Source organism: Pseudoalteromonas sp. OANN1 (assembly GCF_024124685.1).
Taxonomy (GTDB): Bacteria; Pseudomonadota; Gammaproteobacteria; order Enterobacterales; family Alteromonadaceae; genus Pseudoalteromonas; species Pseudoalteromonas piscicida.
Genome location: NZ_JAMXSE010000002.1, coordinates 80,840 through 102,214 on the forward strand (window position 1 = coordinate 80,840; position 21,375 = coordinate 102,214).

17 protein-coding genes are annotated in these 21,375 nt (G+C 43.0%); 12 read left to right on the forward strand and 5 right to left on the reverse strand.

Translation table 11 applies throughout. The features are described 5' to 3' along the window. Nucleotides 1-98: 98 nt before the first annotated feature. The 5 genes from dnaJ (at nucleotide 99) to NH462_RS02445 (ending at nucleotide 6,538) form a co-directional block, all read left to right on the forward strand. Nucleotides 99-1,235: a molecular chaperone DnaJ gene (gene dnaJ, locus NH462_RS02425; protein WP_017216728.1), complete on the forward strand. Its 1,137-nt coding sequence runs from the start codon at nucleotides 99-101 to the stop codon at nucleotides 1,233-1,235. Between the two features lie 139 nt (nucleotides 1,236-1,374). Next, nucleotides 1,375-1,833: a Cys-tRNA(Pro) deacylase gene (ybaK, locus tag NH462_RS02430; protein WP_010373086.1), complete on the forward strand. Its 459-nt coding sequence runs from the start codon at nucleotides 1,375-1,377 to the stop codon at nucleotides 1,831-1,833. 277 nt (nucleotides 1,834-2,110) lie between these two features. Further along, nucleotides 2,111-4,366, forward strand: a complete 2,256-nt coding sequence (locus NH462_RS02435) for an acyl-CoA dehydrogenase (RefSeq protein ID WP_010373084.1) — start codon at nucleotides 2,111-2,113, stop codon at nucleotides 4,364-4,366. Nucleotides 4,367-4,765: 399 nt separating this feature from the next. Then, complete coding sequence (locus tag NH462_RS02440; RefSeq protein WP_010373082.1) at nucleotides 4,766-5,704, forward strand: phosphotransferase; 939 nt, start codon at nucleotides 4,766-4,768, stop codon at nucleotides 5,702-5,704. A 3-nt stretch (nucleotides 5,705-5,707) separates the two neighbouring features. Then, nucleotides 5,708-6,538 (forward strand): EamA family transporter, encoded by an 831-nt coding sequence (locus NH462_RS02445; protein WP_253103647.1) that lies wholly within the window; start codon nucleotides 5,708-5,710, stop codon nucleotides 6,536-6,538. A gap of 21 nt (nucleotides 6,539-6,559) precedes the next feature. Here NH462_RS02445 and NH462_RS02450 read toward each other — a convergent pair whose 3' ends face one another. Both NH462_RS02450 and NH462_RS02455 read right to left on the reverse strand, forming a co-directional pair. Further along, nucleotides 6,560-8,203 (reverse strand): S8 family serine peptidase, encoded by a 1,644-nt coding sequence (locus tag NH462_RS02450; RefSeq protein ID WP_017216730.1) that lies wholly within the window; start codon nucleotides 8,201-8,203, stop codon nucleotides 6,560-6,562. A gap of 142 nt (nucleotides 8,204-8,345) precedes the next feature. Then, entirely contained in the window at nucleotides 8,346-9,407 is a 1,062-nt protein-coding gene (locus NH462_RS02455; RefSeq protein ID WP_253103650.1) for an ABC transporter substrate-binding protein, read from the reverse strand. A gap of 189 nt (nucleotides 9,408-9,596) precedes the next feature. Here NH462_RS02455 and NH462_RS02460 point away from each other — a divergent pair, with 189 nt between their 5' ends. The 4 genes from NH462_RS02460 to NH462_RS02475 all read left to right on the forward strand — a co-directional run bounded on the left by NH462_RS02460 (nucleotide 9,597) and on the right by NH462_RS02475 (nucleotide 16,840). Further along, nucleotides 9,597-9,989 carry a cytochrome b562 gene (locus tag NH462_RS02460; protein ID WP_010373073.1) on the forward strand — a complete coding sequence of 131 codons (393 nt, stop codon included), beginning with the start codon at nucleotides 9,597-9,599 and terminating at the stop codon, nucleotides 9,987-9,989. Nucleotides 9,990-10,274: 285 nt separating this feature from the next. Beyond that, nucleotides 10,275-11,723: a basic secretory protein-like protein gene (locus NH462_RS02465; protein WP_253103654.1), complete on the forward strand. Its 1,449-nt coding sequence runs from the start codon at nucleotides 10,275-10,277 to the stop codon at nucleotides 11,721-11,723. A gap of 195 nt (nucleotides 11,724-11,918) precedes the next feature. Beyond that, a complete protein-coding gene (locus NH462_RS02470; protein WP_253103657.1) occupies nucleotides 11,919-14,747 on the forward strand; it encodes a TonB-dependent receptor in 2,829 nt (942 codons plus the stop codon). Nucleotides 14,748-14,764: 17 nt separating this feature from the next. Continuing rightward, complete coding sequence (locus NH462_RS02475) at nucleotides 14,765-16,840, forward strand: basic secretory protein-like protein (RefSeq protein WP_253103660.1); 2,076 nt, start codon at nucleotides 14,765-14,767, stop codon at nucleotides 16,838-16,840. 55 nt (nucleotides 16,841-16,895) lie between these two features. Here the strand turns inward: NH462_RS02475 and ykgO are convergent, their stop codons facing one another. Further along, nucleotides 16,896-17,036 (reverse strand): type B 50S ribosomal protein L36, encoded by a 141-nt coding sequence (ykgO, locus tag NH462_RS02480; protein WP_010373066.1) that lies wholly within the window; start codon nucleotides 17,034-17,036, stop codon nucleotides 16,896-16,898. 5 nt (nucleotides 17,037-17,041) lie between these two features. After that, a complete protein-coding gene (locus tag NH462_RS02485; RefSeq protein WP_010373063.1) occupies nucleotides 17,042-17,299 on the reverse strand; it encodes a type B 50S ribosomal protein L31 in 258 nt (85 codons plus the stop codon). 457 nt (nucleotides 17,300-17,756) lie between these two features. Here NH462_RS02485 and NH462_RS02490 point away from each other — a divergent pair, with 457 nt between their 5' ends. Continuing rightward, nucleotides 17,757-18,011 carry a hypothetical protein gene (locus NH462_RS02490; RefSeq protein ID WP_010373062.1) on the forward strand — a complete coding sequence of 85 codons (255 nt, stop codon included), beginning with the start codon at nucleotides 17,757-17,759 and terminating at the stop codon, nucleotides 18,009-18,011. A 46-nt stretch (nucleotides 18,012-18,057) separates the two neighbouring features. On the opposite strand, the gene NH462_RS02495 is transcribed toward NH462_RS02490, so the two are convergent. After that, the gene (locus NH462_RS02495; RefSeq protein ID WP_017216736.1) at nucleotides 18,058-18,711 is read right to left on the reverse strand and encodes a DUF6058 family natural product biosynthesis protein; all 654 of its coding nucleotides are present in this window, start codon (nucleotides 18,709-18,711) and stop codon (nucleotides 18,058-18,060) included. A 174-nt stretch (nucleotides 18,712-18,885) separates the two neighbouring features. Between NH462_RS02495 and NH462_RS02500 the strand changes: the two genes are divergently transcribed. Continuing rightward, nucleotides 18,886-19,800 (forward strand): dihydrodipicolinate synthase family protein, encoded by a 915-nt coding sequence (locus NH462_RS02500; protein ID WP_017216737.1) that lies wholly within the window; start codon nucleotides 18,886-18,888, stop codon nucleotides 19,798-19,800. Nucleotides 19,801-19,855: 55 nt separating this feature from the next. After that, entirely contained in the window at nucleotides 19,856-21,139 is a 1,284-nt protein-coding gene (locus NH462_RS02505) for a DEAD/DEAH box helicase (RefSeq protein ID WP_017216738.1), read from the forward strand. Nucleotides 21,140-21,375: the final 236 nt, after the last annotated feature.

Consider the following 21,375-nt stretch of genomic DNA (forward strand, 5'->3'; position numbering starts at 1 on the left):
TTATAAATTAGACTGTTGTCTAGCATTAATTTGCAAGCGACAGGGCTCATCAGAGTCTGCAACGACATAAGTTGCCAAGAAAGAGTAGTGTGATAAAAATGTCTAAACCTGACTATTATGAAGTATTAGGTGTTGCAAGAGACGCCAGTGAACGTGACATTAAGAAGGCGTATAAGCGTCTTGCAATGAAATATCACCCAGATCGTACTGCAGGTAACACCGAACTCGAAGCGAAATTCAAAGAAGTAAAAGAAGCTTACGAGATATTGACTGATAGTCAAAAACGCCAGATGTATGATCAATACGGCCATGCAGCTTTCGAACAAGGTGGTGGTGCTGGTCATGGTGGATTTGGCGGCGCTGGCGACTTCGGCGATATTTTTGGGGACGTATTCGGTGATATCTTTGGTGGCGGTGGTGGTCGTCGTCAATCAAGACAACAGCGTGGCGCGGATTTAAGATATAACTTAGAGTTAAGTCTTGAAGAAGCGGTACGTGGTAAGCAGGTTGATATCCAAGTACCAACTTGGGTGAGCTGTAAACCATGTGATGGTAGTGGTGCGAAAGCAGGTTCTAAGCCTAAAACTTGTACAACCTGTCATGGTGCAGGTCAAGTACAAATGCGCCAAGGCTTCTTTGCGGTACAGCAAACTTGTCCAACTTGTCAGGGCACAGGTCAGATCATTTCAGATCCGTGTAACAGCTGTCACGGACAAGGCCGTGTAGAGAAAACGAAGACACTTAACGTTAAGATCCCAGCAGGGGTTGATACGGGTGATAGAGTACGTTTGTCTGGCGAAGGTGAAGCGGGAGCGCATGGTGCTCCAGCTGGCGACCTGTACGTACAAGTGAGTGTAAAAGAGCACCCAATCTTCGTACGTGACGGCAACAACTTATACTGTGAAGTGCCAATTAGCTTCACAACGGCAGCACTCGGTGGTGAGATTGAAGTGCCGACCCTAGATGGCCGCGCAAAACTGAAGATTCCATCGGAAAGTCAAACGGGCAAAATGTTCCGTATGCGGGGTAAAGGAGTGAAGTCTGTGCGTAGCGGTGCGGTAGGCGACTTAATTTGTAAAGTTGTTCTTGAGACGCCAGTAAACTTAAACGAGCGTCAAAAAGAGCTTCTGCAAGAGTTTGAAGAGTCAATGGGTGAAAACAACGGTAAGAACCGTCCTAAAGCACAAGGCTTTTTTGACGGCGTTAAGAAGTTCTTTGATGACTTAACTAAGTAACTTAAGTTTATTTGAAAATGCCCGCTGCGATAGCGGGCATTTTTGTTTTGACGGGTGATGCGTCTCATCGTAAGGCGATAGCATAAGCGTTTGTTTCTTGGTATAACAGAAATCAACATCTGCTTAAAAGGAGTTTGTAATGACACCTGCAATTAACCTACTTAAAAAAGCTAAAGTGGCGTTCCAAGTGCTGCAATTTGAGCATGACCCTAACGATCACGACTTTGCTAATGAAGCGGCGAAAAAGCTCAATCTAGACCGAGAAAAAGTATTTAAAACCCTGCTGATTGACGTTGATGGTACATTGCATGTAGCCGTTTCTCCCGCCACGCAACAAGTGGATTTAAAAGCTTTTGCTAAAGCGTGTAAGGGGAAAAAAGCACAGCTTGCAGATCAACAGAACGCGCAAAAGGTAACCGGTTATTTAATTGGCGGTATAAGCCCGTTTGCGCAGAAAAAACAGTTGCCAACTTTACTTCACGAGAGTGCTTTAGCATATGAGCAAGTTTACGTTAGTGCAGGCAAACGGGGGGTTGAAGTCGTTGTTTCACCTGCTACGATAGAGCAGCTATGCAAAGCAAAAATCGCACTGTTTTAGTGGCAGTGCTTGTTTTAAAAACCAACTTGATTACAGATAAAATGTCAGTCTAGAACTGCTAAGGCTGTCAAACCTCCTCGCTCACTCCTATTTTCTCACTAAGAACAGTAATTTACTTTTTTCGACTTACAGCTGTAAGCCATTAATTTAGCAGTCATTTATATTAATCACTCGATAACTCAGTAAAAAAGCCGTTAAAAAATTAAGTAGAGTAATTGATCTAAACGATTTTTTATGCCGTAATGTAGGTATATCTATCTGGTCGGATGAGTTAATTATGAGCCTAAGAACGAATTTAAGAAAGATCCTCCCAAGCATTTCAATCACAGAACAAGAAGCATTAGATGCCGGTGATGTTTGGTTAGAAGGGTCAATTTATCAAGGTAAGCCTGACTTTTCGGCGCTTCGTGCTGTACCTGAAGCTAAGCTAAGTGCAGAAGAGCAAGCCTTTTTAGAAGGTCCAGTTAAAGAATTAATGGGTATGATCGATGACTCGGAAATTCAAAATGGCAAACACCTGCCAGAGCATGTGCTTGAATTTTTGAAAAAAGAGAGATTTTTCTCCTTGATCATTCCAAAAGAATACGGCGGTCTAGAGTTTAGCCCTTACGCAAACTCAACGATTGTAGGTACGATAGCGACTAAATCCTCAGCGGTTGCGGTAACGGTGATGGTTCCTAATTCACTAGGCCCAGGTGAGTTATTGTTACATTATGGTACTAAAGAGCAGCAAGCGCACTACCTTCCTCGCTTAGCAAACGGTCGTGATATTCCGTGCTTCGCGTTAACAAGCCCTGAAGCCGGTTCAGACGCCGGTGGTATTCCGGACCAAGGTATTGTTAAAAAAGGCATGCATAACGGTGAAGAAGTACTTGGTCTTGAAGTAACATGGGACAAACGCTACATCACACTTGCGCCGATTGCGACAGTACTCGGTTTAGCCTTTAAAGTATTGGATCCTGAGGGATTACTAGGCGGTAAGAAAGAACTAGGAATCACCTGTGCGTTAATTCCCCATGACCATCCGGGTGTGCAACTTGGAAACCGTCATGACCCTATGGGGATACGCTTTTATAATGGTACGACACGTGGTGAAAAAGTCTTTATCCCAATGGACTTTATCATCGGTGGCCAGAAGAATATTGGTCGCGGTTGGCAGATGTTGGTAAGCTGCTTAGGTGCTGGACGTGGTATTTCTTTACCAGCACTAGGTGTATCAACTAGTCAAGTCGCACTGAAATCGGCATCTGAATATGCAGCGGTACGTGAGCAGTTTGGTCTCTCGATCGGTCAGTTTGAAGGTATTCAAGAAAAGCTTGCTGATATTGCAGGTAAAGCTTACATGCAAGAGGCGATGCGGGTATTAACAACAGAAGGTTTAGGTATGGGTCTTAAGCCATCTGTAGTAACAGCAATTGCAAAATACCACATGACTGAAACTGGTCGTGACGTATTGGACTCTGCGATGGATATCCTTGCAGGTAAAGCTATTCAAAATGGTCCTCAGAATACCCTTGCAAGCGGTTATGTTGCACAGCCAATAGCGATTACCGTAGAAGGTGCAAACATTCTAACGCGTAACCTGATGATCTTTGGTCAAGGTGTAATGCGCTGTCACCCATATTTGCAGTCGATGGTTGAATCTATTCACAGCGAAGAGAAAGACGCCGACAGTAAATTCCGTGGTATTTTGACGAAAACAGTTAGCTATAGTGTTGCCAACAGCTTACGTGCTTTCAAATATGGTCTTATGCCATTCACTGCTGATGCAAAATCACCATTACCTGAAGTGCGTGCGTATGAAAAAGCCGCGCATAGATTAGCAGCTAAGCTTGCGGTATACGCAGACTTTTCATTGCTTGTACTAGGTGGAAAACTGAAACAAGCAGAGATGCTGTCAGCACGCCTTGGTGATGTAATGAGTCACTTGTATGCAGCGATGGCTTCAATCAAATACTACGAGCAAAAAGTAGCGGTAGCAGAGCGTGAGCAGGCAGCACCTTATTTCCATTATGCGACAAGGCATGCACTTGTTAGTGCAGAAGAAGCGCTACATAAGTTCTTAGACAACTTCCCGGCAAGTGGTACTCGTAAATTTATGCGTGTGATCACGATGCAGTTTAGTGGCAAACAAATGCCTAAAATTAATGATGATATGATCAGAGAATTAGCGGCCGCGGCGCAAATGGATACGCCAATCAAAGCGCAGCTTACTCATCTTGTGAAGCCTACCGCAGGTGATGGTCATGATATCAATGAACAAGCATATAAGGCTAAGATGGGTTGCCTTGACCTGCTTGCCAAAGTTAAGAAGGCAGTTCGCAAGCGCGAGATCCAACCAGGTGTTCGTTTCGAGCAAACTTTAGATAATGCGCTCGTTGGTAACCTTATCAACGAAGAAGAGTACGCAAAGCTGGTTGATTACAACCGCAAGCGTGAAAAAGCAATCCGAGTAGATGAGTTCGACTTCGATTTAAACTTGTTAGATGAACAAAGCGCGAAAGAAACAGTCAAGCAAGCCGTGAATGAGTAAGTTAAACAAATAACTTTTTTGTAAAAGTAAAAGCCCTTAACCAATTGGTTAAGGGCTTTTTCATGTTGGGTAAAGATAATAACACCAGCTATAATTATCGAGCACTGTAAAACGGTTTGCTTATTATACCAATTTGTTTTAATACTTGCTCAATTTGAAGGTGCATATCTGACGCTAACAGCGTTAAAAATTTCTTATTTAGAACAACTAAATAGAAAAATTTTTGCCTGTTATTGACAAGACTTTCTCGCCTCAAAATAGGTCACTTAATTAAGCAAATTGGTATTCGTAATAGTAAGTAAAGGGTTGTACTGTGTTTCAGTAACCTGAGTTATACAATAAAAAGCTTGGCTGTTTATTGAACAATTCTCAGGTTGAATAACAAAAAGGTGTAACACAGTGAAAATAAGTATTCCGAACGATGTAATTTCTGCGCCTATGTCAACACAGCAAGAGCAACAATTATGGAGCGGTTGTGGTGATATGTTATTTATCAATCATGATGCTGGGAAGCTTGCAATTAAGCGCACTAAAGTGCCTAATGACATTGCACATCGGCGAATTGAACAATCTTCTGTAGCGCTTGCGCGTAAAGCTAAGTCTTATCAAGTAGAACGTCACTTTTACAAACATCATGCATGCGAGTTACTTTCACCTTGCAATACACCTAGCTATTTAGGAGAAGGGGTAAGTGAAGGGATGGACTACATCGTCTTTAGAGACTTTTCAACTCAAGGCTTTTCGCAAACTGCTAACCCGTCCGAGTCACAAATATTAGCGGTGATAGGGTGGTTAGCTAAATTCCATGCTCACTTTTTACAAAGCCCAGCAGAACATGTGTGGGAGCAAGGAAACTATTGGCATCTGGATACACGGCCAGATGAGCTTGAGCGAATGCAGCACAGTAGCATTAAACAAGCGGCACCACGATTACGAGATCGTATCAAAAATAGCCATTGGCATACTTGGATCCATGGCGACGCTAAGCTTGCTAACTTTGCCTTTAATGGCAACCAAGCTCTGGGATTCGATTTTCAGTATGTCGGAAAGGGTATTGGTGTGTCAGACTTAATGCTGTTTATTACGTCGGTACTAGACGAAAAGGAACAGCTCCTGCATGCCGATGAGTATCTCAAGTTGTATTTAGATATGTTGAGAATAGAATTATTGGGCAAAGCAGCCTCTATTGATATCGCTCAGATCCTTTCTGAGTGGGAGTCGTTGTGGCCTGTAGTGTGGGCTGACTTCTATCGCTTTCTATTGGGTTGGAAACCGGACCATGTAAAAATTAATGATTACATGAAATTTCAAACGGAAATCGCATTACAACAGGGATAATGAATGGTCATAGCCTTATTCAGTGCGTTAAATTGGGCTGTATTTGATTTTTTACGAAAAAGACTAGCGAGCCATTATTCAGCCGCGCAAATGTCGGTGATATTTAGTTTGCTAGTCTTACCTGCATACATAGGCTATTGGTTGGTTGTTGACAAACAGCTTCCAAGTTCTGCTTATCTAGCACCTGCGATAGCTAGCGGAATTTTGGCTGCAATTGGTAGCGTAAACTTTATTCAGGCCCTTGCGCTTGGGCGAATGGCGGTTATCCTGCCTCTTTTATCCATCACTCCAGCACTTGCAGGTGTGTTTGCTTGGTTGCTACTTGGGGAACCTTTAACCACACTGCAGTCAATACTAATCGCTGCGATTGTTCTCGCTTCGTTTTTATTGCAAGGAGGCAGGTTCTCTTTTCAAGAGCCTGGTGCAAAACAAGTTGCAATCACCTCTTTTTGCTGGGGGCTTTGTATCGTGTTCGATAAACAGGCTTTGCAACACAGCTCGCTCTCTTTTCATGCTGGGTTTCTAACCTTTATGGTATTTTTTGTTAATCTAATCTTGTTACGACCACAATTTAAAAATCAAGATTTCCGCGCACATTGGTTGCTCTGGGCTATTTCTTCTGTGGTATTCGCTGTCGCTGTTATCTTTCAAATGCAGGCGTTAACCGAAATTCAGCCGGGGCTTGTTGAAGGATTGAAAAGAGCCATTGGCATAGTCAGCGCGAGTATGCTTGGGATGTGGTTCTTTAAAGAGGCAATTTCAATAAAAGAATGGCTGATGATCTCTGTTATTTTGTGTTGTAGTGCAATGTTGGCATTAAATAGTGGCGCTTAAGCGCCACTTAAAATGACTAACTTACTTACATTGCGCGACTTTAGTCCAAACGTTTGAGTAGATCTCTGGGCTTGCGCCTTGTGACCAGTACGTAGCACGATATTCAAAGCCTTTGAATGAAACCCGGTCGCCCGTATTGTAGAACTTAGTTGCACTCCATTCTTGGATACCATTACACCCGGCTGGTGCATCACTAACGGTAACTGCCAGTGTTTTAGAAGCAGTTCTGTTATTTGAAGCTGTCACAGTGAGTGTCACTTGATATGTGCCAGCACTAGCATAGGTGTGTGCTGGATTGGTTTGTGAACTTGTTGCACCATCACCAAATTCCCACTGATAACTACCTGCTGTTGATTGGTTGTTAAATGTCGCAGTGAGACCGGATACAGTGAAGTTAAAGTTTGCATTGACTGCACCTGAAGTATCACAGCCATTATTTGTTAGATAATCAACCGCCGCTTTTGCTTGCACAATACCATAGCCGTAAGAAGTATCACGACCTGCTTGGCCTTTGTCTTTTGCTGTTGTATTCAATACTTGGCGAATTTGCTGAGCAGTACATTGCGGGAAGTGGCTCCACACTAAAGCTGCAACACCAGAAACATGCGGCGTTGCCATTGAAGTACCACTAATACTGCGATACGCGCCATTATTCCATGTTGAGTTTACACCAACCCCCGGACCTGCAATTTCTACTTGGCTGTTGTATTGAGAGAAAGAGGCTTTTGACTCAGAGCTATCGACCGCTGCCACAGATACAACTGCATTATACGATGCTGGGTAGCTCAACGAGCTATTACCCGCGTTGCCAGCGGCTGCGATATGTAGCATGCCACGCTGATAACTTTGTTCAAACGCATTACGCTCTGCTGTAGAGCTGCCGCTACCACCTAAACTCATGCTGGTTACATTGGCGCCTGCCTGCTCACACTGTTCAATTGCTTTAATGAGGTCGGAACCGTATGCCCAGCGGCCTTGGTCATTAAACACTTTAACAATATGAAGACCTAGTTGCCCTGATGGATTTACCCCGACCACACCTGTGCCGTTACCACCTAAAGCGGCTATTGTGCCGGCAACGTGTGTTCCGTGGCCGTTACCATCGTTACTCCACACACCTGTGTCGTAGTTACCATAGCCGTCATTACCAGTAACGCCTGTGCTAGGTAAGTCTTGGTGACCTAGCGTATAACCTGTATCCATAATACAGACTTTACGGTTGCCGCTGTAGCCGTCAGATACTTGGTTAGCTTGCACCATATTAATACCGTAAGGTGTGGTTTCAGCAAGTAAATCAATTGCCGAAGTTTCTACGCTTGGCAAATAACGTTTAGGGTCAATTTCTACTTGCGCAACATTGCCACTTGCTTGTAGTTGTTGCATTTGCGCAGAAGAAACTTCGGCGACATATGCATTAATGCTTGGCAATGTGTTGACAGCCGCTGTACCTAAGGTGGAGTAGGCAGCTTCAGACAAAGCCTGCGCTTTAAACTGCGCCGCTTCTGCTTGATTTAAGCGCACTGGCAGAACATTTGGTGTTGCGCTGTCTTTTAATGTGACAATAACGCGCTGTGTATCTGCGTGAGCAACTGAAAGGCTTGCACAAACGCAGGCACTAAGGGTCGAAAGCTTAAGAAGTTTTACTACTGTATTACTGTTTTTCATATTTCACCTGTTTTACATGTTGTTTACGTTTGTTACTAAAACAGGTGTTGACATCGCTGTCAATGTGTAAAGATTGGACAGGTTTAAATTGCATTATCTTTCTGGGTTTTGTTTAATGCATTAATTAATCGTTCTTAAATTCTCAATTTTTTATATTATTATTGTGGTTATTTTTATTAAGTGAGTGAGTTAGTTCTGTAATGGTAAATTGCGCTGGGTCGTTAATGTAACGTAAAAAGTCCAGGTGTTCAGGAAAGTTTCCATGTATGGCATGATACAAAGGTAAGTGAGCGTCATCCAGCGGTTCGAATATAGATAAGGTCACGCTGTCTATCGGTGTGAAGTCTCTATGATATTGTGCTAATCGAGCTAAGGTATAGGCCCCAAGCAACACATGCCCTCCAATCGAAACATCTAACTTAGGCGCAATACCTTCATCCCAATTAATCCCACCTATGACGATCTTACGGTTTAACTCTTTAGCCGCGAGTAATGCGCCATAAGCAATAGGATCATTGGCAGCCCAAACAGTTGTGATTGCGGGATCTCGCTGTAACCACGCTTTAGTGAGGCGATAAGCTTCATTCTGAGACCATTGACAATTTGCCTCTGCAATTAATTCTAGCTCTGTATGGTGCTCAAGATAAGCGCGCATGCCTTTTTGTCGGTCTAATGCCGCAGTCGTCGCCACATCACCGAGCAAAGCTAATACATGCTGTGATGGATTAGAAGATCTAAGCGCTTTTCGCGCAAGTTGATGCATTAACTTAAAACCGGCTTGGAAATTGTCTGGCTCAATGGTGCCAATGAGTTGGTGTCCTGACTTTAACAGAGCTACTTCCTCTGTTTTAGTCGGTCCGTTGAGCAAGAAAATAATCTTGATTTTGGTGGCTTTGGTGTTTAACAAATAGGGAACGACACTCGACTTTTCGTTAACCAGCACAAGGTAATCAGCATCACTTTTCAAGGCTTGCTCTACGAGCGATTTCATCAAAATATGGTTGCGCTGCGCATAACTTATTTTAAGGGAAATATTCATGTTAGTAGCTGCCGCAGTCATCACGTTGCTGACGTTATACCAAAAATCCCCTGTAGGATTTTTTGTTGCAAAGCCGGGGTTTACAAACTGAACGTTGAATCGTTGTGCAGATAGCACGGCCATCGGTGATAAAAATAAAAAGATGAACAACAATTTTCGGATCATAAGTCTCTACATTTTTGATATTCAAAAAGTGTGCTGCTAAATACGCTACAAGTATAGCTTACGCTAGAATCGTTGCGCTATCTGCCTGTTTTTTGAATGTTATTCGGAACCTGCATATTTTTCATAGCATTGAATTTAGCTCATGCGTTAATTGCTTTATACTAGCGCGCAAAGAGTAAGGGGACTTTGATGAGAAAAATCGTATTTATATTCGTATTGTTGTTTTCGATGTCAGGGGGGGCGCATGAGTCAAGCGAACTGAATAAAACCATGAAGGAAATGGGCCATATTTATAAGCAGGCTATGAAAGCGCAATCTGCTCAAGAAATGCAAGCACACTTAACCGAGCTGACTACACTCGTTAATGAAAGTAAGCAATTTCAGTTTAAGCAAGAGGTGTCTGCCGAGTCAGTTGAGGGCTTGAATAAAGTACTCGAAACCATTACTGAGGCGAGCCAAGAAGTAGACTCGGGAAGAGTTGAAAAAGCCCGTGAAATGCTTTTAAAAATTGATGAACTGAGAAAGCAATACCACAAACTACACGAGCCACCGGGCTTTTGGGAGTTACTATTTGGTAGCTAAGCTGAGATTCGAATAGTTAACTTATCCTATCGCTGTGGTTATTCCTTGTGCTATCACAGCGGCTTAGCTTATCGGTCTTGGCTTTAGTTGAACATGGCAAAAAGACTAGCGAGTCGTGGCTTGATCTTTCTGGCTCACTCGCTAGTTTTCCATCAGCTCCAAAAGCGGTGAAATAGCGATATCCTTTTCTGTACTTATTAGAAATTACATAAAAATCTGCTCAAAATAAGTTGCATTATTAATTGGAACGATCCAGTATGTTTGTTTTTAATCTGGGAAATTTTGATGAAAACCTCCTCAATAGCCAGTCTAATTTTACTCTCATTTTGTGGCTCCTCATCAGCGAATGCCAATGCGCTCTACGACATCACCGAACGCGATGCATTCTCTGTAACGAGCGACGTAAAGGAGCAAATCCAAGGTGAGGGAATAGAGCAATTAGTTGATAGATCGTTAAAAAGCAAATTCTTATTTAAGCAATCTAGCGCTGAGATTGTATTTGATCTGAAAGACGTCAAAGCGCTTGGACAATATAGTCTCACCTCAGCCCAAGATGCACCCGCTCGAGACCCAAAGCATTGGACTGTTGCCGTATCTATAGATGGTAAGGTATGGCAAGAGGCTGATAAACGCAACAATATCGTATTTTCAAGGCGGGGTGAAACACTCGCTTTCGACCTAGCCAAAACAACGGATGCGAGGTACGTGCGCTTTACGATAGCACAAGAAGGTAAAACGCAGTGGGGCGACCGCTTTTTGCAAATCGCTGATTTGGCGCTCTATGCACAAACAAACTTACCACTGGCGAACTTTACTGCAGATAAAACGGTTGCCAAGCTTAATGAGCCAATTTCTCTGCAGTCGATATCTGCAAACTCACCTACAGCACTGAACTGGAAGGTTGAGGGCAAAGCGGCGCTGCCAACCACAAAAAGTGTTGAAGTAGTTTATGACAAGCCAGGTAACTACAATGTTACTCTAATGACTAAAAATGCGCATGGCTCCGACCTTAAAACCCGTGCGAACTATTTAAAAATCTACGATCCAAATCACCCTTGGAAAGGCTTTGAGCCGCCAAAGGTCAAAGTGGTTATCGAAGATACTGAGTCGGCAGGGTCGAAACGCCTGCAAGCACTCTTTCCTGATATAGCCAGTACGGTGGATGACGTAACTCGCCAATTGGCCCCTAGGTTGTACAAACACTTTGCAGAGCTGCCAGAGTTTGAGCAAGTTACATTTAGGCTAAAGTGGATGGACACAATAGCGTATCGTTCTGGAGACGAAACAAATATGGAAATCGTGTTTAGCTCAAAGTACATCACCGAAAAACTCGCTGCACAACCAGATGAGCAAGTGGAATACGAACTCCTTGGTGTGCTCTGGCACGAACTTACCCATGGATATCAGCTATTTCCAAAAGAAAGAAGTTATGCTGAACCCGATGTCCATGCATTTATTGAAGGAATGGCTGATCTCATTCGCATTCAAGCTGGATTCCATAAAACCCGTTCACCTAAGCCGTCAGATTCTTGGGTTGGTGGATACACAAATACTGGGTTCTTTCTCGCATGGCTCGCTGAGTCTCATCCTGATTTTGCCTATCGTTTTAATCAAACTGCGGTAAAACTAGAAGATTGGTCATTTGAAGATGCAATAAAATCAGTTACTGGAGAGTCCCTTGATAAGCTTTGGTCTCGTTACCAAAGTGAGCTAAATACCAAGAAATTGCAATGAACTAGCAAGAACTAGGTGATTACAATTTGTCATCACTGTACTGTAAATGTACATAATTTGTTGACAGGTTTGTTTTATTGCTCATAATTGGAACGTTCCCTTTTTGGTTTCTGCCTAATACTTTGTTGGTTTTGCTAAGGGAGAAATAGAATTTTAATAAAAAATTGGAACGTTCCTTTAAATTGTGGGGGTCTTATGACAACAATAATGTATAAACATAGCCTGATCGCCGCTGCTGTTCTTGCAGCGGTAACAACTAACTCAGTAACAGCCGCAACAGATGAACAAGCAGAAGAAATAGAACGTGTTGAGGTGACAGGGTCTCGTATTAAGCGTATCGCCATTGAAGGTGTTACCAATGTTCAAAGTCTCTCTTCCGCTGATATGGTAAGAAGTGGCTTTAACACAGTGTATGACGCACTGAGTAGCATTTCAGCCGCCAGTGGTGCCGTCCTCGGTGAAGTAGAAACTGGCTCCTATACACCTGGCGCCAAAGAGTTAAACCTATTAGGCGTTGGACCTGAATACACACTTATTCTCGTTAATGGCAAGCGCTTGGCCTATTACCCAATGCCTTACGGTGGCCAAACTAATTTTGTTAATCTCGATATGTTGCCAACGGCGATGGTTGAGCGCATCGATATTCAATCCGGCGGCGGCTCTGCAATCTATGGTTCAGACGCAATGGCTGGGGTAGTCAATATTATCACCAAAAAAGGTATGGACGAGCATGTCGTTGAAGCATTCTACGGCCAAGATACCTATGGTACGGGTGATAAAAAAGGCTTGTCGTTTGTTGGTGGTTTTGAACAAGACAACTTTACGTTTGACTACTCGCTAGAATACAAGACGGAAGAAGCGCTAACAGGTGCCGACAGACCTTTTCATGACAGCGTTTGGGATAATCCAGACCCAACAAACAAACGAGAACTCAATCGTTCAATTACCGTATGGGCTGAGAACACCGAGTTCAAAAATCAATATTCAGCGCAGTACTGTAATACAGATGATAATCCACACCCAACTGCAGTTCAGCACTTTATAAGCCGCAATGATTACGGCCTAAGCTGTGGGTGGGATGAAACCGGTAATAATTTGCTACGAAACCAAGTTGAATCCATGAGTTTGTATATCAACTCGGTGTACAGCATTAACGACGAACACAGCTTCTTTGTTAACGGATTTTATATCGATCAAGAAAAGAAAGGGGCACGAAATCCTTTCTTCTTTGCTCATGCAGAGTCAATTCACGGTTCCATGTTTTGGGATCCTGATATCAAAAATAAAGCTGGTGGCTACGGCGCTCCAGTTAAGTATATGTGGCGGATAGTGAATGATTCAGAATATACAAATGATGGCTTAGGCCGGGTATACGATGATAAATCTTATTCATTTAGTTTTGGTCTTGAAGGGGAAATAGCAGATTACTATTATTCCGTTGGCTTCAGCCGTTCACAATACGATTTCTCTGATAGGTACTTGCATCACACGGTTGAAGGAAATAACTGGCTAAAAGGACCAAAGTTGGGAGAGGTTGACGGCATGCCAATCTACCGTCCAAATTACCAAGCTTTTTTTGCGCCTCTGACCCAAGACAATATGTATAACATGGCTGATTGGGCAACCTATGATGGCTTATCGTTCAATGAAACGCTAACCGCAGATCTGTCCGGGGATTTATTTGAATTGCCAGCTGGATTTGTGTCTTTTGCAGCATATATTGAGCTGATGAAAGAAGGGACGAGGGCGACACCTGATAGCAGAATACTAAATAAAGAATTTGTCGGTCTGACTGGTGTTATCACCGATGGGGAACGTAACCGTTATGCAGCGGCGACAGAATTTATGATCCCTATTACCGAACAGATCTCTAGTGAAATTGCGCTGCGTTATGACCACTATGATGATATTTCTGATGTTGGTGGGGCATTCACTTATCAAGTCGGTTTTAAATACTCTCCCACTGACGCGCTGATGCTAAGAAGTGCGTATGGAACAACGTTCCGAGGTCCTAGCATGAGCTCAGTATATCAAGGGTTTGCTGGTAACTTTGGACGTGGCTCGGACAGAGTGATTGCAGATGCTTGCCTACGCTTTCAAACCACAGGTGATCCCGCTCAATATAATGCTGATGCATTAACTATCAGCTGCGCAGACTTAGACACAACAAATATCAACGAGCCAAAGTTAGATGCTGACTTTGAGACAATCTCGGCAGGCGATCCAACTTTAAAAGAAGAGTCAGGTCATTCATTAACCTTTGGTCTTGTGTATGAGTACTCCCCTGAGCTGTCATTCAATGTTGATGTTTATGACATTGTCCTTAAAGACAAAATTACTCGACTTGGGTCTGGCGAAATTCTTGATAATGTCTGGAAGTGTGAAAACGGCTTAATTGATTCGTCTTCTGCTAAATGCGCCAATATGCAAGACAGAGTACAGCGTTTTGACCAAGATGGTTTGGCAACCGACTGGTTAGGGAACACGAAAAAAGGATTACCGTACACCGCAGCAATTATCAGAGAAGGTTATATAAACGCCGCGGAAAGACAACATGGCGGCGTCAATTTTGGTGTGAAAGGTACGTTTGAGTCAGAACTTGGCGAGTTTATTTATAAGCTTGATTACAGCCATGTTTTAAAGAAAAAAGAAAAGCTTCGTCCCGAAGATCCGCTTGAAGATGTGTTAGACAGTCAAGATAACTATAACTTCAAAGATATGGCATCGTTTAACCTGACTTGGCAGTTGGAAAAGACCGCAATTTCATGGCAGGTAAATTATAAAGGAAAAAATTGGAACGGTGCTGATTTTGGTCAAAGAGAAAAGTTACCTGCATGGATAAAGCATAATCTAACCATTGGTCATTACATTAATGACAACACGCGAGTGATGTTTACGGTACAAAACTTATTAAATGCGATGCCACCTCAAGACGACTCGTTTAGAAGTTACCCATTCTATAAAGCGGGTAATTATGACACGAACGGTCGCGAATTCTTACTAAAAGTTAACTACCAATTTTAATAATAAAGGGTAACGAAATGAGAAAATTAATGCTATCAACGGTGGCAATGGCCGTCGCTGCGACACTAATAGGCTGTAATGATGGGTCTGAATTTGTTGAACGTGATAAGCCAGAGCAAACTCAATCATCCGGGCAGCCAGACTCTGGCGCACTGCGTAATATCACCTCAGATACTGGGGTTGAGATTGAGGCTATTTTAGCGGATGGTGTACAAGCCTCGCCCGCAGGTGAAAGTGTCGACAAACTTATCGACGCTAACACGAGTACAAAATTCCTGGCTTTTGCGTCAAACGTCACTGTAGTGTTTAAAGCTGCTACAGAGATTGAACTTAGAGAATATAGCTTTACGTCAGCAAACGATGAAGCGAACCGAGATCCAAAACAGTGGGTAGTATACGGCTCAAATGATAAATCAGATTGGATTGAGCTGGACTCAAGAGCGGGAGAAATATTCTCTGCTCGAGGACTGACTCGCAATTTTGAATTGGCCGAAAGCGGCGAAAAGTATCGCTACTTCAAATTTGATTTAGTACATGGTGGTACAGATAGCTATGGTGCTGATATTACGCAACTAGCGGAACTCGAAATCAAAACGGTATCGGATATTCCTATCGTTGCATTTAATGCAACAAACACGACTCCAGAAGTCTCTGAGTATATTGTTTTTAGAGATGAGTCGTTAGTTAACCCGACTAGCTGGCTGTGGACGTTTGAAGGTGGTATTCCTGCGACAAGTACAGAGCAAAGCCCATTGGTTAAGTTTGAAGCTTTAGGGCCAAAAACCATTACACTGGTTGCGAGTAACGACAAAGGGGAAGCGACATTAGTTCAGCAAGACTTTATCCGTGTGTGGGATCCAGTCTCGCCATGGGCAGGGTTTCCAGAGCCTGTGATTGAAGTGAAAAAGGAACTACCAGAGCACCCAGGACAGCTGGCGCTTGAACGTGCGGTACCAGATCTAAATGCCCTTATTCATGAGATCTCTTTGAAGATTGCCAAGCGCTTATTTAATAATGTAACCGAAATAAACGTTTTTGAGCACGTTACTTTTATCACTGGAGACTTTGACGCGCCTGCTTCAAAGGCTGGTGAAGGCAAATTTATGGAGCTTAGGTTTGATGTTAAGCACATCGCCAATCTAGAGGGTCTTGGAGATGAGGCTATCCGTAACGAAGTCATTGGCGTGCTGTGGCATGAGCTGACTCATGGCTACAATAATGTTCCGGCTGAAGGTGAATATCGTCCGGGCACGGATTATCACACCTATCTTGAAGCGCTAGCTAACTTTATTCGAATAGATGCTGGTTACTTAGAGCATAGACGCGGTGGAGTTCGCTGGATGGAACACTACAATGTTGATGCTTACGATCAAACAGCATTCTTCTTTGAGTGGGTAGAAAAAAGTCACCGTAACACCGATTTTATCCGCAAGTTTAATGCGGCAGCAAAAACGCTTGATGCGTGGAGTTTAGACACCGCTTTTAAATCTATATTTGGTGAACAACGTGGGATTGATACGGTATTTGAAGAGTATCAAGTCTACCTTGCAAGCGTCGGTAAGTTACCACCAGTACCACTTGGCTATCAGAACTTTGCACCCACTAGCACTCAGGTAACAACAAACGGTACTGCACTTGTGCCTTTTAATGAGGGAGCAGATAAGCTTAATGATAGAAATATTATCTCTAAATTTAATGTGGTGTTGGAAGCCCCCGCTTGGCTTGCACAATATGCGCCTGACTTGTTACCGATAAAACAGGTTGATAAGGCCCAGGTTAACTATGTGTTTGACAGCGCTAAAACAGCAAAATACTACTCATTAGCGACAGCGGGAGACAACCCTCATCGCTTTCCTAATGCGTGGCAGCTACAGGGCTCAAATGACGGTACGAATTGGATTACGCTGGATACTCAACAGTTCAACGAACTACCTAATACGATGGAATACTATAGCTTTGCTATCGAGAGTCCAAATGCGTATACCCAGTATCGTTTGGAACTTGAGCATACCCGTGAAAGCGGTGGAATTGGCGGCGCTAGCGGAAGGCTAATTCAACTAGGCGAATTCTCATTGTGGGAAGCAAAAGACTAGCCTTTTAGTTTAAAGGTGGGCAATGCCCACCTTTAAAACGTACTTATTTTGACCTTTAACGTTTCTTCTTCTTTTTACCTTGAACCGCTTTAAATCGCGGATTAGATTTACAAATTACGTAAACCCGACCGCGTCTTTTTACGACTTGGCACCCCGGTCTATTTTTAGCGCTTTTGAGTGAGCTCAGTACTTTCATCTGGTTTATCCTTTTTTAGTCGCAAGGTTTTTAAAGCGACGGTTAAATTGTGCAACTCGACCATCACTTGCCACCAACTTCTGTTTACCAGTGTAGAAAGGGTGAGACGCACTAGAGACGTCAATTGGGAAGTAAGGGTAAGTCTTACCATCTAGTTCAACGGTTCTGTCTGATTTAATGGTTGAACCAACAATAAAGTACTTATCAACCGATGTATCATGGAAGGCAACAAGTTGATAATCAGGGTGGATATTGGGTTTCACGACAACGACTCCTAAAAAATGTGTTGTTATATTGTATCAATATAAATCAAATAAAAACTATTCTCAACAACTAATTTGTCGTTGCCGCTATTTAGTGCGATACGCCTAATTTGTCGACGCATGCGGAACTAAACTGAATGCATCTTGAGCAGTTGATTAAAAGGGGCTTACTTTCCTTAAAATTGCCTGATATAACTAGTTCTAGATAGTTTCTCAAGTAGTCATATTGGTGTTGACACCTAACCGGAATAGTAGCGAATAGACTTTTTTGGAATATAGCTATCGATGTAAGCCTTTTGGTTTGATAGATATGAGATAAAAGAGTGAGATCCAATTGAGGCTGGCTTAACGGTTAATAACCTTCACTAAATGAGAGAGGCCTAGCAAATAATTAAAACCTAGTACGTTCGCGAAGGTACTTTGTTCGCCAACGCAATACAGATATAGAGCATTTATTATGGATAAACATGCTGAGTTAGATAACTCAATTTTAGCTAAGCTTCACAGCAGCGATGACAGCGCGTTACAGCAAGAATTAGACACACTCTCTTGCACACATAGTGACATAGTGACACTACTGGCACAGTATCAAACGCTCAGTGAGCAAGATGATGAACTGTTCGATGCTTGGTACGACAGCTTATGTAAAGATCAGTTAAAGGTCTTAAAAGCATTTGAGATAATTCGTGCGCACATAGAACAGCAAATATAAATACGCATAGATTGTCTGGCGAAACGGTTGTGCGCCAGACGGCAGATTATTTGATTGATAAGTCGTACTTACTAATCAATTGGTCAATGTATCGAGTGCGTAGCGACTCTGTTTGCTCAGCTTGAGTATTGGCTGCCAATGCTTTGTTTAGTAGCTTCATGGCGCTGTGTACTTGACTACGCTGCTCTGGGGCAATGCTGCTGGCGGTTCTTGCTTCTGTAATGTCGTCGATAATCGCGCGCCCTAGGTCGATATAAAGCGCTTCCTCTACGAGACCATTTTGGCTGATCACCCCATACTTGCCACATAAAAACTGTTGCCAAACTTGCTGTACATGCTCTGTAAGATCATCACTAAAGCTTGGATCTTCGGTGTAAAAGCCTTTTTCAATACATTTCGCAAGTGCTTCACAGTAACGCTGTTGAAATAACTCAAATGCACTACTTGATTGATCTACTTTATGTTTAAGTAAAAGTTGCCCCCAATTGAGTAGGCCTCGGGCATAAAAATCAGTATATTCTTCACATTCGTACAGGCCAAAGTACGAACTACACTTAATTTGATTTTGAATACTATAACTCGGATTTGGGAATAGGCTCATTTGTTGCCATTCTAAGAGCTGTTCTTCAGGTATCTTTAAGCTGCTGCTCAGCTCCAAAGTGGTATAAAAGTGCGTATTTAGAAAATGTGTCAGTCCCATAAAATTAAACTGGATAAATATACAGTACTTTGGATTTTGCTGGATCTTTACGCAAATAACAAGCACTAAAGTTAAATTTCGTTAGATTTAACCGATTTACTCAGGTTTATGGGTCGGATCTCAGTCAGATTTATGGTAAAAATGGCTGTCAACTGGAAGAGTAATAGAAAGACCATGCATCAGATCCAATCAATAAAAAAAGCAAGCTTAATTACCGCTATTAAAACCCCTTACACAATGGCGGGTGAAATTGACTTAGATACTTACGACAAGCTAGTCGAAGCGCAAATAGCAGGCGGTGTCGATGGTATTGTTGTCGGTGGCACCACAGGTGAAGGCCAACTGATGAATTGGGAAGAGCACTTAATGCTCATTGCCCATTCTGCGAATAAATTTGGTGATAAATTGCTCATTGTTGGTAACACTGGCAGCAATAACACCAGAGAAGCAAAAAAAGCGACTGAATATGGGTTTGCATCAGGTATGCACTGTGCATTACAAATAAACCCGTATTATGGTAAAACCTCAATTACCGGTGTGAAGGCACACTTGAAAGAAGTCTTGGAAATCGGTCCTGGCTTTATTTACAATGTGCCCGGCAGAACGGGACAAGATATTACGCCTGATATTATAGAGCCGCTGGCCAGCCACAAGCATTTTGTTGGTATGAAAGAATGTGCGGGTGATGAGCGTATCGCGCACTATGAAGCGAAAGGCATTGCGTGTTGGTCAGGTAACGATGATCAAGCCCACGATAGCCGTCATAACAGCCAATCTCATGGCGTTATTTCTGTTGCTTCAAACATCATTCCGGGTTTATTTAGACAATTAATGGATACACCGAGCCCAGAACTAAACCAGTCACTACAACCGTTAATGAACTGGCTGTTCTGCGAACCAAATCCAATCGCTATCAATTCGGCTTTGATTATGACCGGTGCGGTCAAACCGGTATTTAGATTACCTTATGTGCCACTGTCGCAAGCTCAACAAAAAGAGGGAATTGAACTCCTCTCTCAGTTAAAAGAAAGTGACTTTGTCGGCTCGACACCAAAATTAATTGACGAAACCTTGCTTAAGTTTTGTTAAAAGTCGGTTTGTCATTTATAATCTGCGACCGTTTTTGACTCGGTCGTAGGTTATTATGGCAACGTTTTCTTCATTTAGTTTCGCACAGCCTCTTTTAGATGCGCTGCAAGACATCAATTTTCATACATTAACGCCAATTCAACAGGCGGCTATCCCAGCTGTCCGTCAAGGTAGTGATGTGCTCGCAACAGCGCAAACTGGAACTGGGAAAACCGCAGCTTTTGCATTACCTATCATCCAAAAATTGCTTGAGGCTGAAGCACAGTCGACGCCAAGAGCGTTGATTTTGGCGCCAACGCGTGAGCTTGCCGAGCAGATCGCCAACAACTGTGCGACATTTGCAAAGTACACAGACTTAAAAGTGCAGGCACTGTTTGGTGGGGTTAACGCCAATGGCCAAGCTGAGCGCTTAAAGCAGGGCGTGGATATTTTAGTAGCGACCCCTGGACGCTTGTTAGACCATATCCGCTTAGGTAATGTCACGTTGAGTAACGTTAAACACTTAGTGTTAGACGAAGCCGACCGCATGTTAGACATGGGCTTTATCACCGATATGCAAAAAATCATTGAGCTGGTGGATAAGCAAAAGCAGCTATTGTTGTTTTCTGCAACTTTCCCGTCTGCAATGAAGCAGTTCGCGAAACAAGTGTTGGATCACCCTAAGTTAATCCAAGCGACGCCAGAAAATAGTACAGCCGACACGGTTCGCCACGTTGTTTATCCAGTTAAAGAAGAACGTAAGCGCGAGTTACTATCTGAGCTGATCGGGACCAAAAATTGGCAACAAGTGCTGGTGTTCGTCAATATGAAAGAAACCGCAGACAAGCTAGTTGAAGAGCTAAAGCTTGATGGCATAGATGCAAATGTATGTCATGGCGACAAAACTCAAGGCGCTCGTCGTCGCGCTCTAAGAGAGTTCACCGAAGGCAAAGTACGCGTTATGGTTGCAACCGAGGTCGCAGCTCGCGGATTGGATATCGTTGGCCTGCCACGCGTGGTTAACTACGATGTGCCTTACCTTGCCGAAGATTATGTTCACCGCATCGGAAGAACAGGTCGCGCAGGTCAGTTTGGTTATGCGATCACCTTTGTAAGCCGTGAAGAAGAATCTGATCTTATTCATATTGAACAGTTAATTGAGCAGCAAATTTCACGCTATTATCTGCCGGGCTACGAAGTAGCAAACCGTGAAAGATTGGTTGAGACTATCCAGAAGAAACCCGCGCATCAACGTCGTAAGGCGCGGGTGAATAAGCCTTCGAATCAAGCAAGTGCAGAAGCAAGATTAAAAAACCGCTCTCGTATTGCAAATGTACGTAAGCAGCAAAAGAAGAAGTAAAATTGTTTATTTGCTTTATTCACAACGCCAGCTAGTACGCTGGCGTTGTTGTTTTTAGCCAATGTGGCGTACAATAGCGAAAAATAATTATAAAAATACGGCTTGTGCTTCAGTCATTTCACATTGTTCCAGTTAACATAATCCAACTCGTCTCTGTTGGAGCTTATCTCCTCGCAATATTAATTTTTGCCAATCAACCACGCGCACGAATGCTCGTCATCTATTTGTTATTTCAA

What these genes read in the sequence shown, in the direction of transcription:
- NH462_RS02490 (WP_010373062.1), top strand. Translation starts at nt 17,757, where the DNA reads ATGGATAAACATGCTGAGTTAGATAACTCAATTTTAGCTAAGCTTCAC.
- NH462_RS02500 (WP_017216737.1), top strand. Translation starts at nt 18,886, where the DNA reads ATGCATCAGATCCAATCAATAAAAAAAGCAAGCTTAATTACCGCTATT.
- NH462_RS02475 (WP_253103660.1), top strand. Translation starts at nt 14,765, where the DNA reads ATGAGAAAATTAATGCTATCAACGGTGGCAATGGCCGTCGCTGCGACA.
- ybaK (WP_010373086.1), top strand. Translation starts at nt 1,375, where the DNA reads ATGACACCTGCAATTAACCTACTTAAAAAAGCTAAAGTGGCGTTCCAA.
- NH462_RS02455 (WP_253103650.1), bottom strand. Translation starts at nt 9,407, where the DNA reads ATGATCCGAAAATTGTTGTTCATCTTTTTATTTTTATCACCGATGGCC.
- NH462_RS02470 (WP_253103657.1), top strand. Translation starts at nt 11,919, where the DNA reads ATGACAACAATAATGTATAAACATAGCCTGATCGCCGCTGCTGTTCTT.
- NH462_RS02460 (WP_010373073.1), top strand. Translation starts at nt 9,597, where the DNA reads ATGAGAAAAATCGTATTTATATTCGTATTGTTGTTTTCGATGTCAGGG.
- NH462_RS02465 (WP_253103654.1), top strand. Translation starts at nt 10,275, where the DNA reads ATGAAAACCTCCTCAATAGCCAGTCTAATTTTACTCTCATTTTGTGGC.
- ykgO (WP_010373066.1), bottom strand. Translation starts at nt 17,036, where the DNA reads ATGAAAGTACTGAGCTCACTCAAAAGCGCTAAAAATAGACCGGGGTGC.
- dnaJ (WP_017216728.1), top strand. Translation starts at nt 99, where the DNA reads ATGTCTAAACCTGACTATTATGAAGTATTAGGTGTTGCAAGAGACGCC.
- NH462_RS02505 (WP_017216738.1), top strand. Translation starts at nt 19,856, where the DNA reads ATGGCAACGTTTTCTTCATTTAGTTTCGCACAGCCTCTTTTAGATGCG.
- NH462_RS02495 (WP_017216736.1), bottom strand. Translation starts at nt 18,711, where the DNA reads ATGGGACTGACACATTTTCTAAATACGCACTTTTATACCACTTTGGAG.
- NH462_RS02450 (WP_017216730.1), bottom strand. Translation starts at nt 8,203, where the DNA reads ATGAAAAACAGTAATACAGTAGTAAAACTTCTTAAGCTTTCGACCCTT.
- NH462_RS02435 (WP_010373084.1), top strand. Translation starts at nt 2,111, where the DNA reads ATGAGCCTAAGAACGAATTTAAGAAAGATCCTCCCAAGCATTTCAATC.
- NH462_RS02445 (WP_253103647.1), top strand. Translation starts at nt 5,708, where the DNA reads ATGGTCATAGCCTTATTCAGTGCGTTAAATTGGGCTGTATTTGATTTT.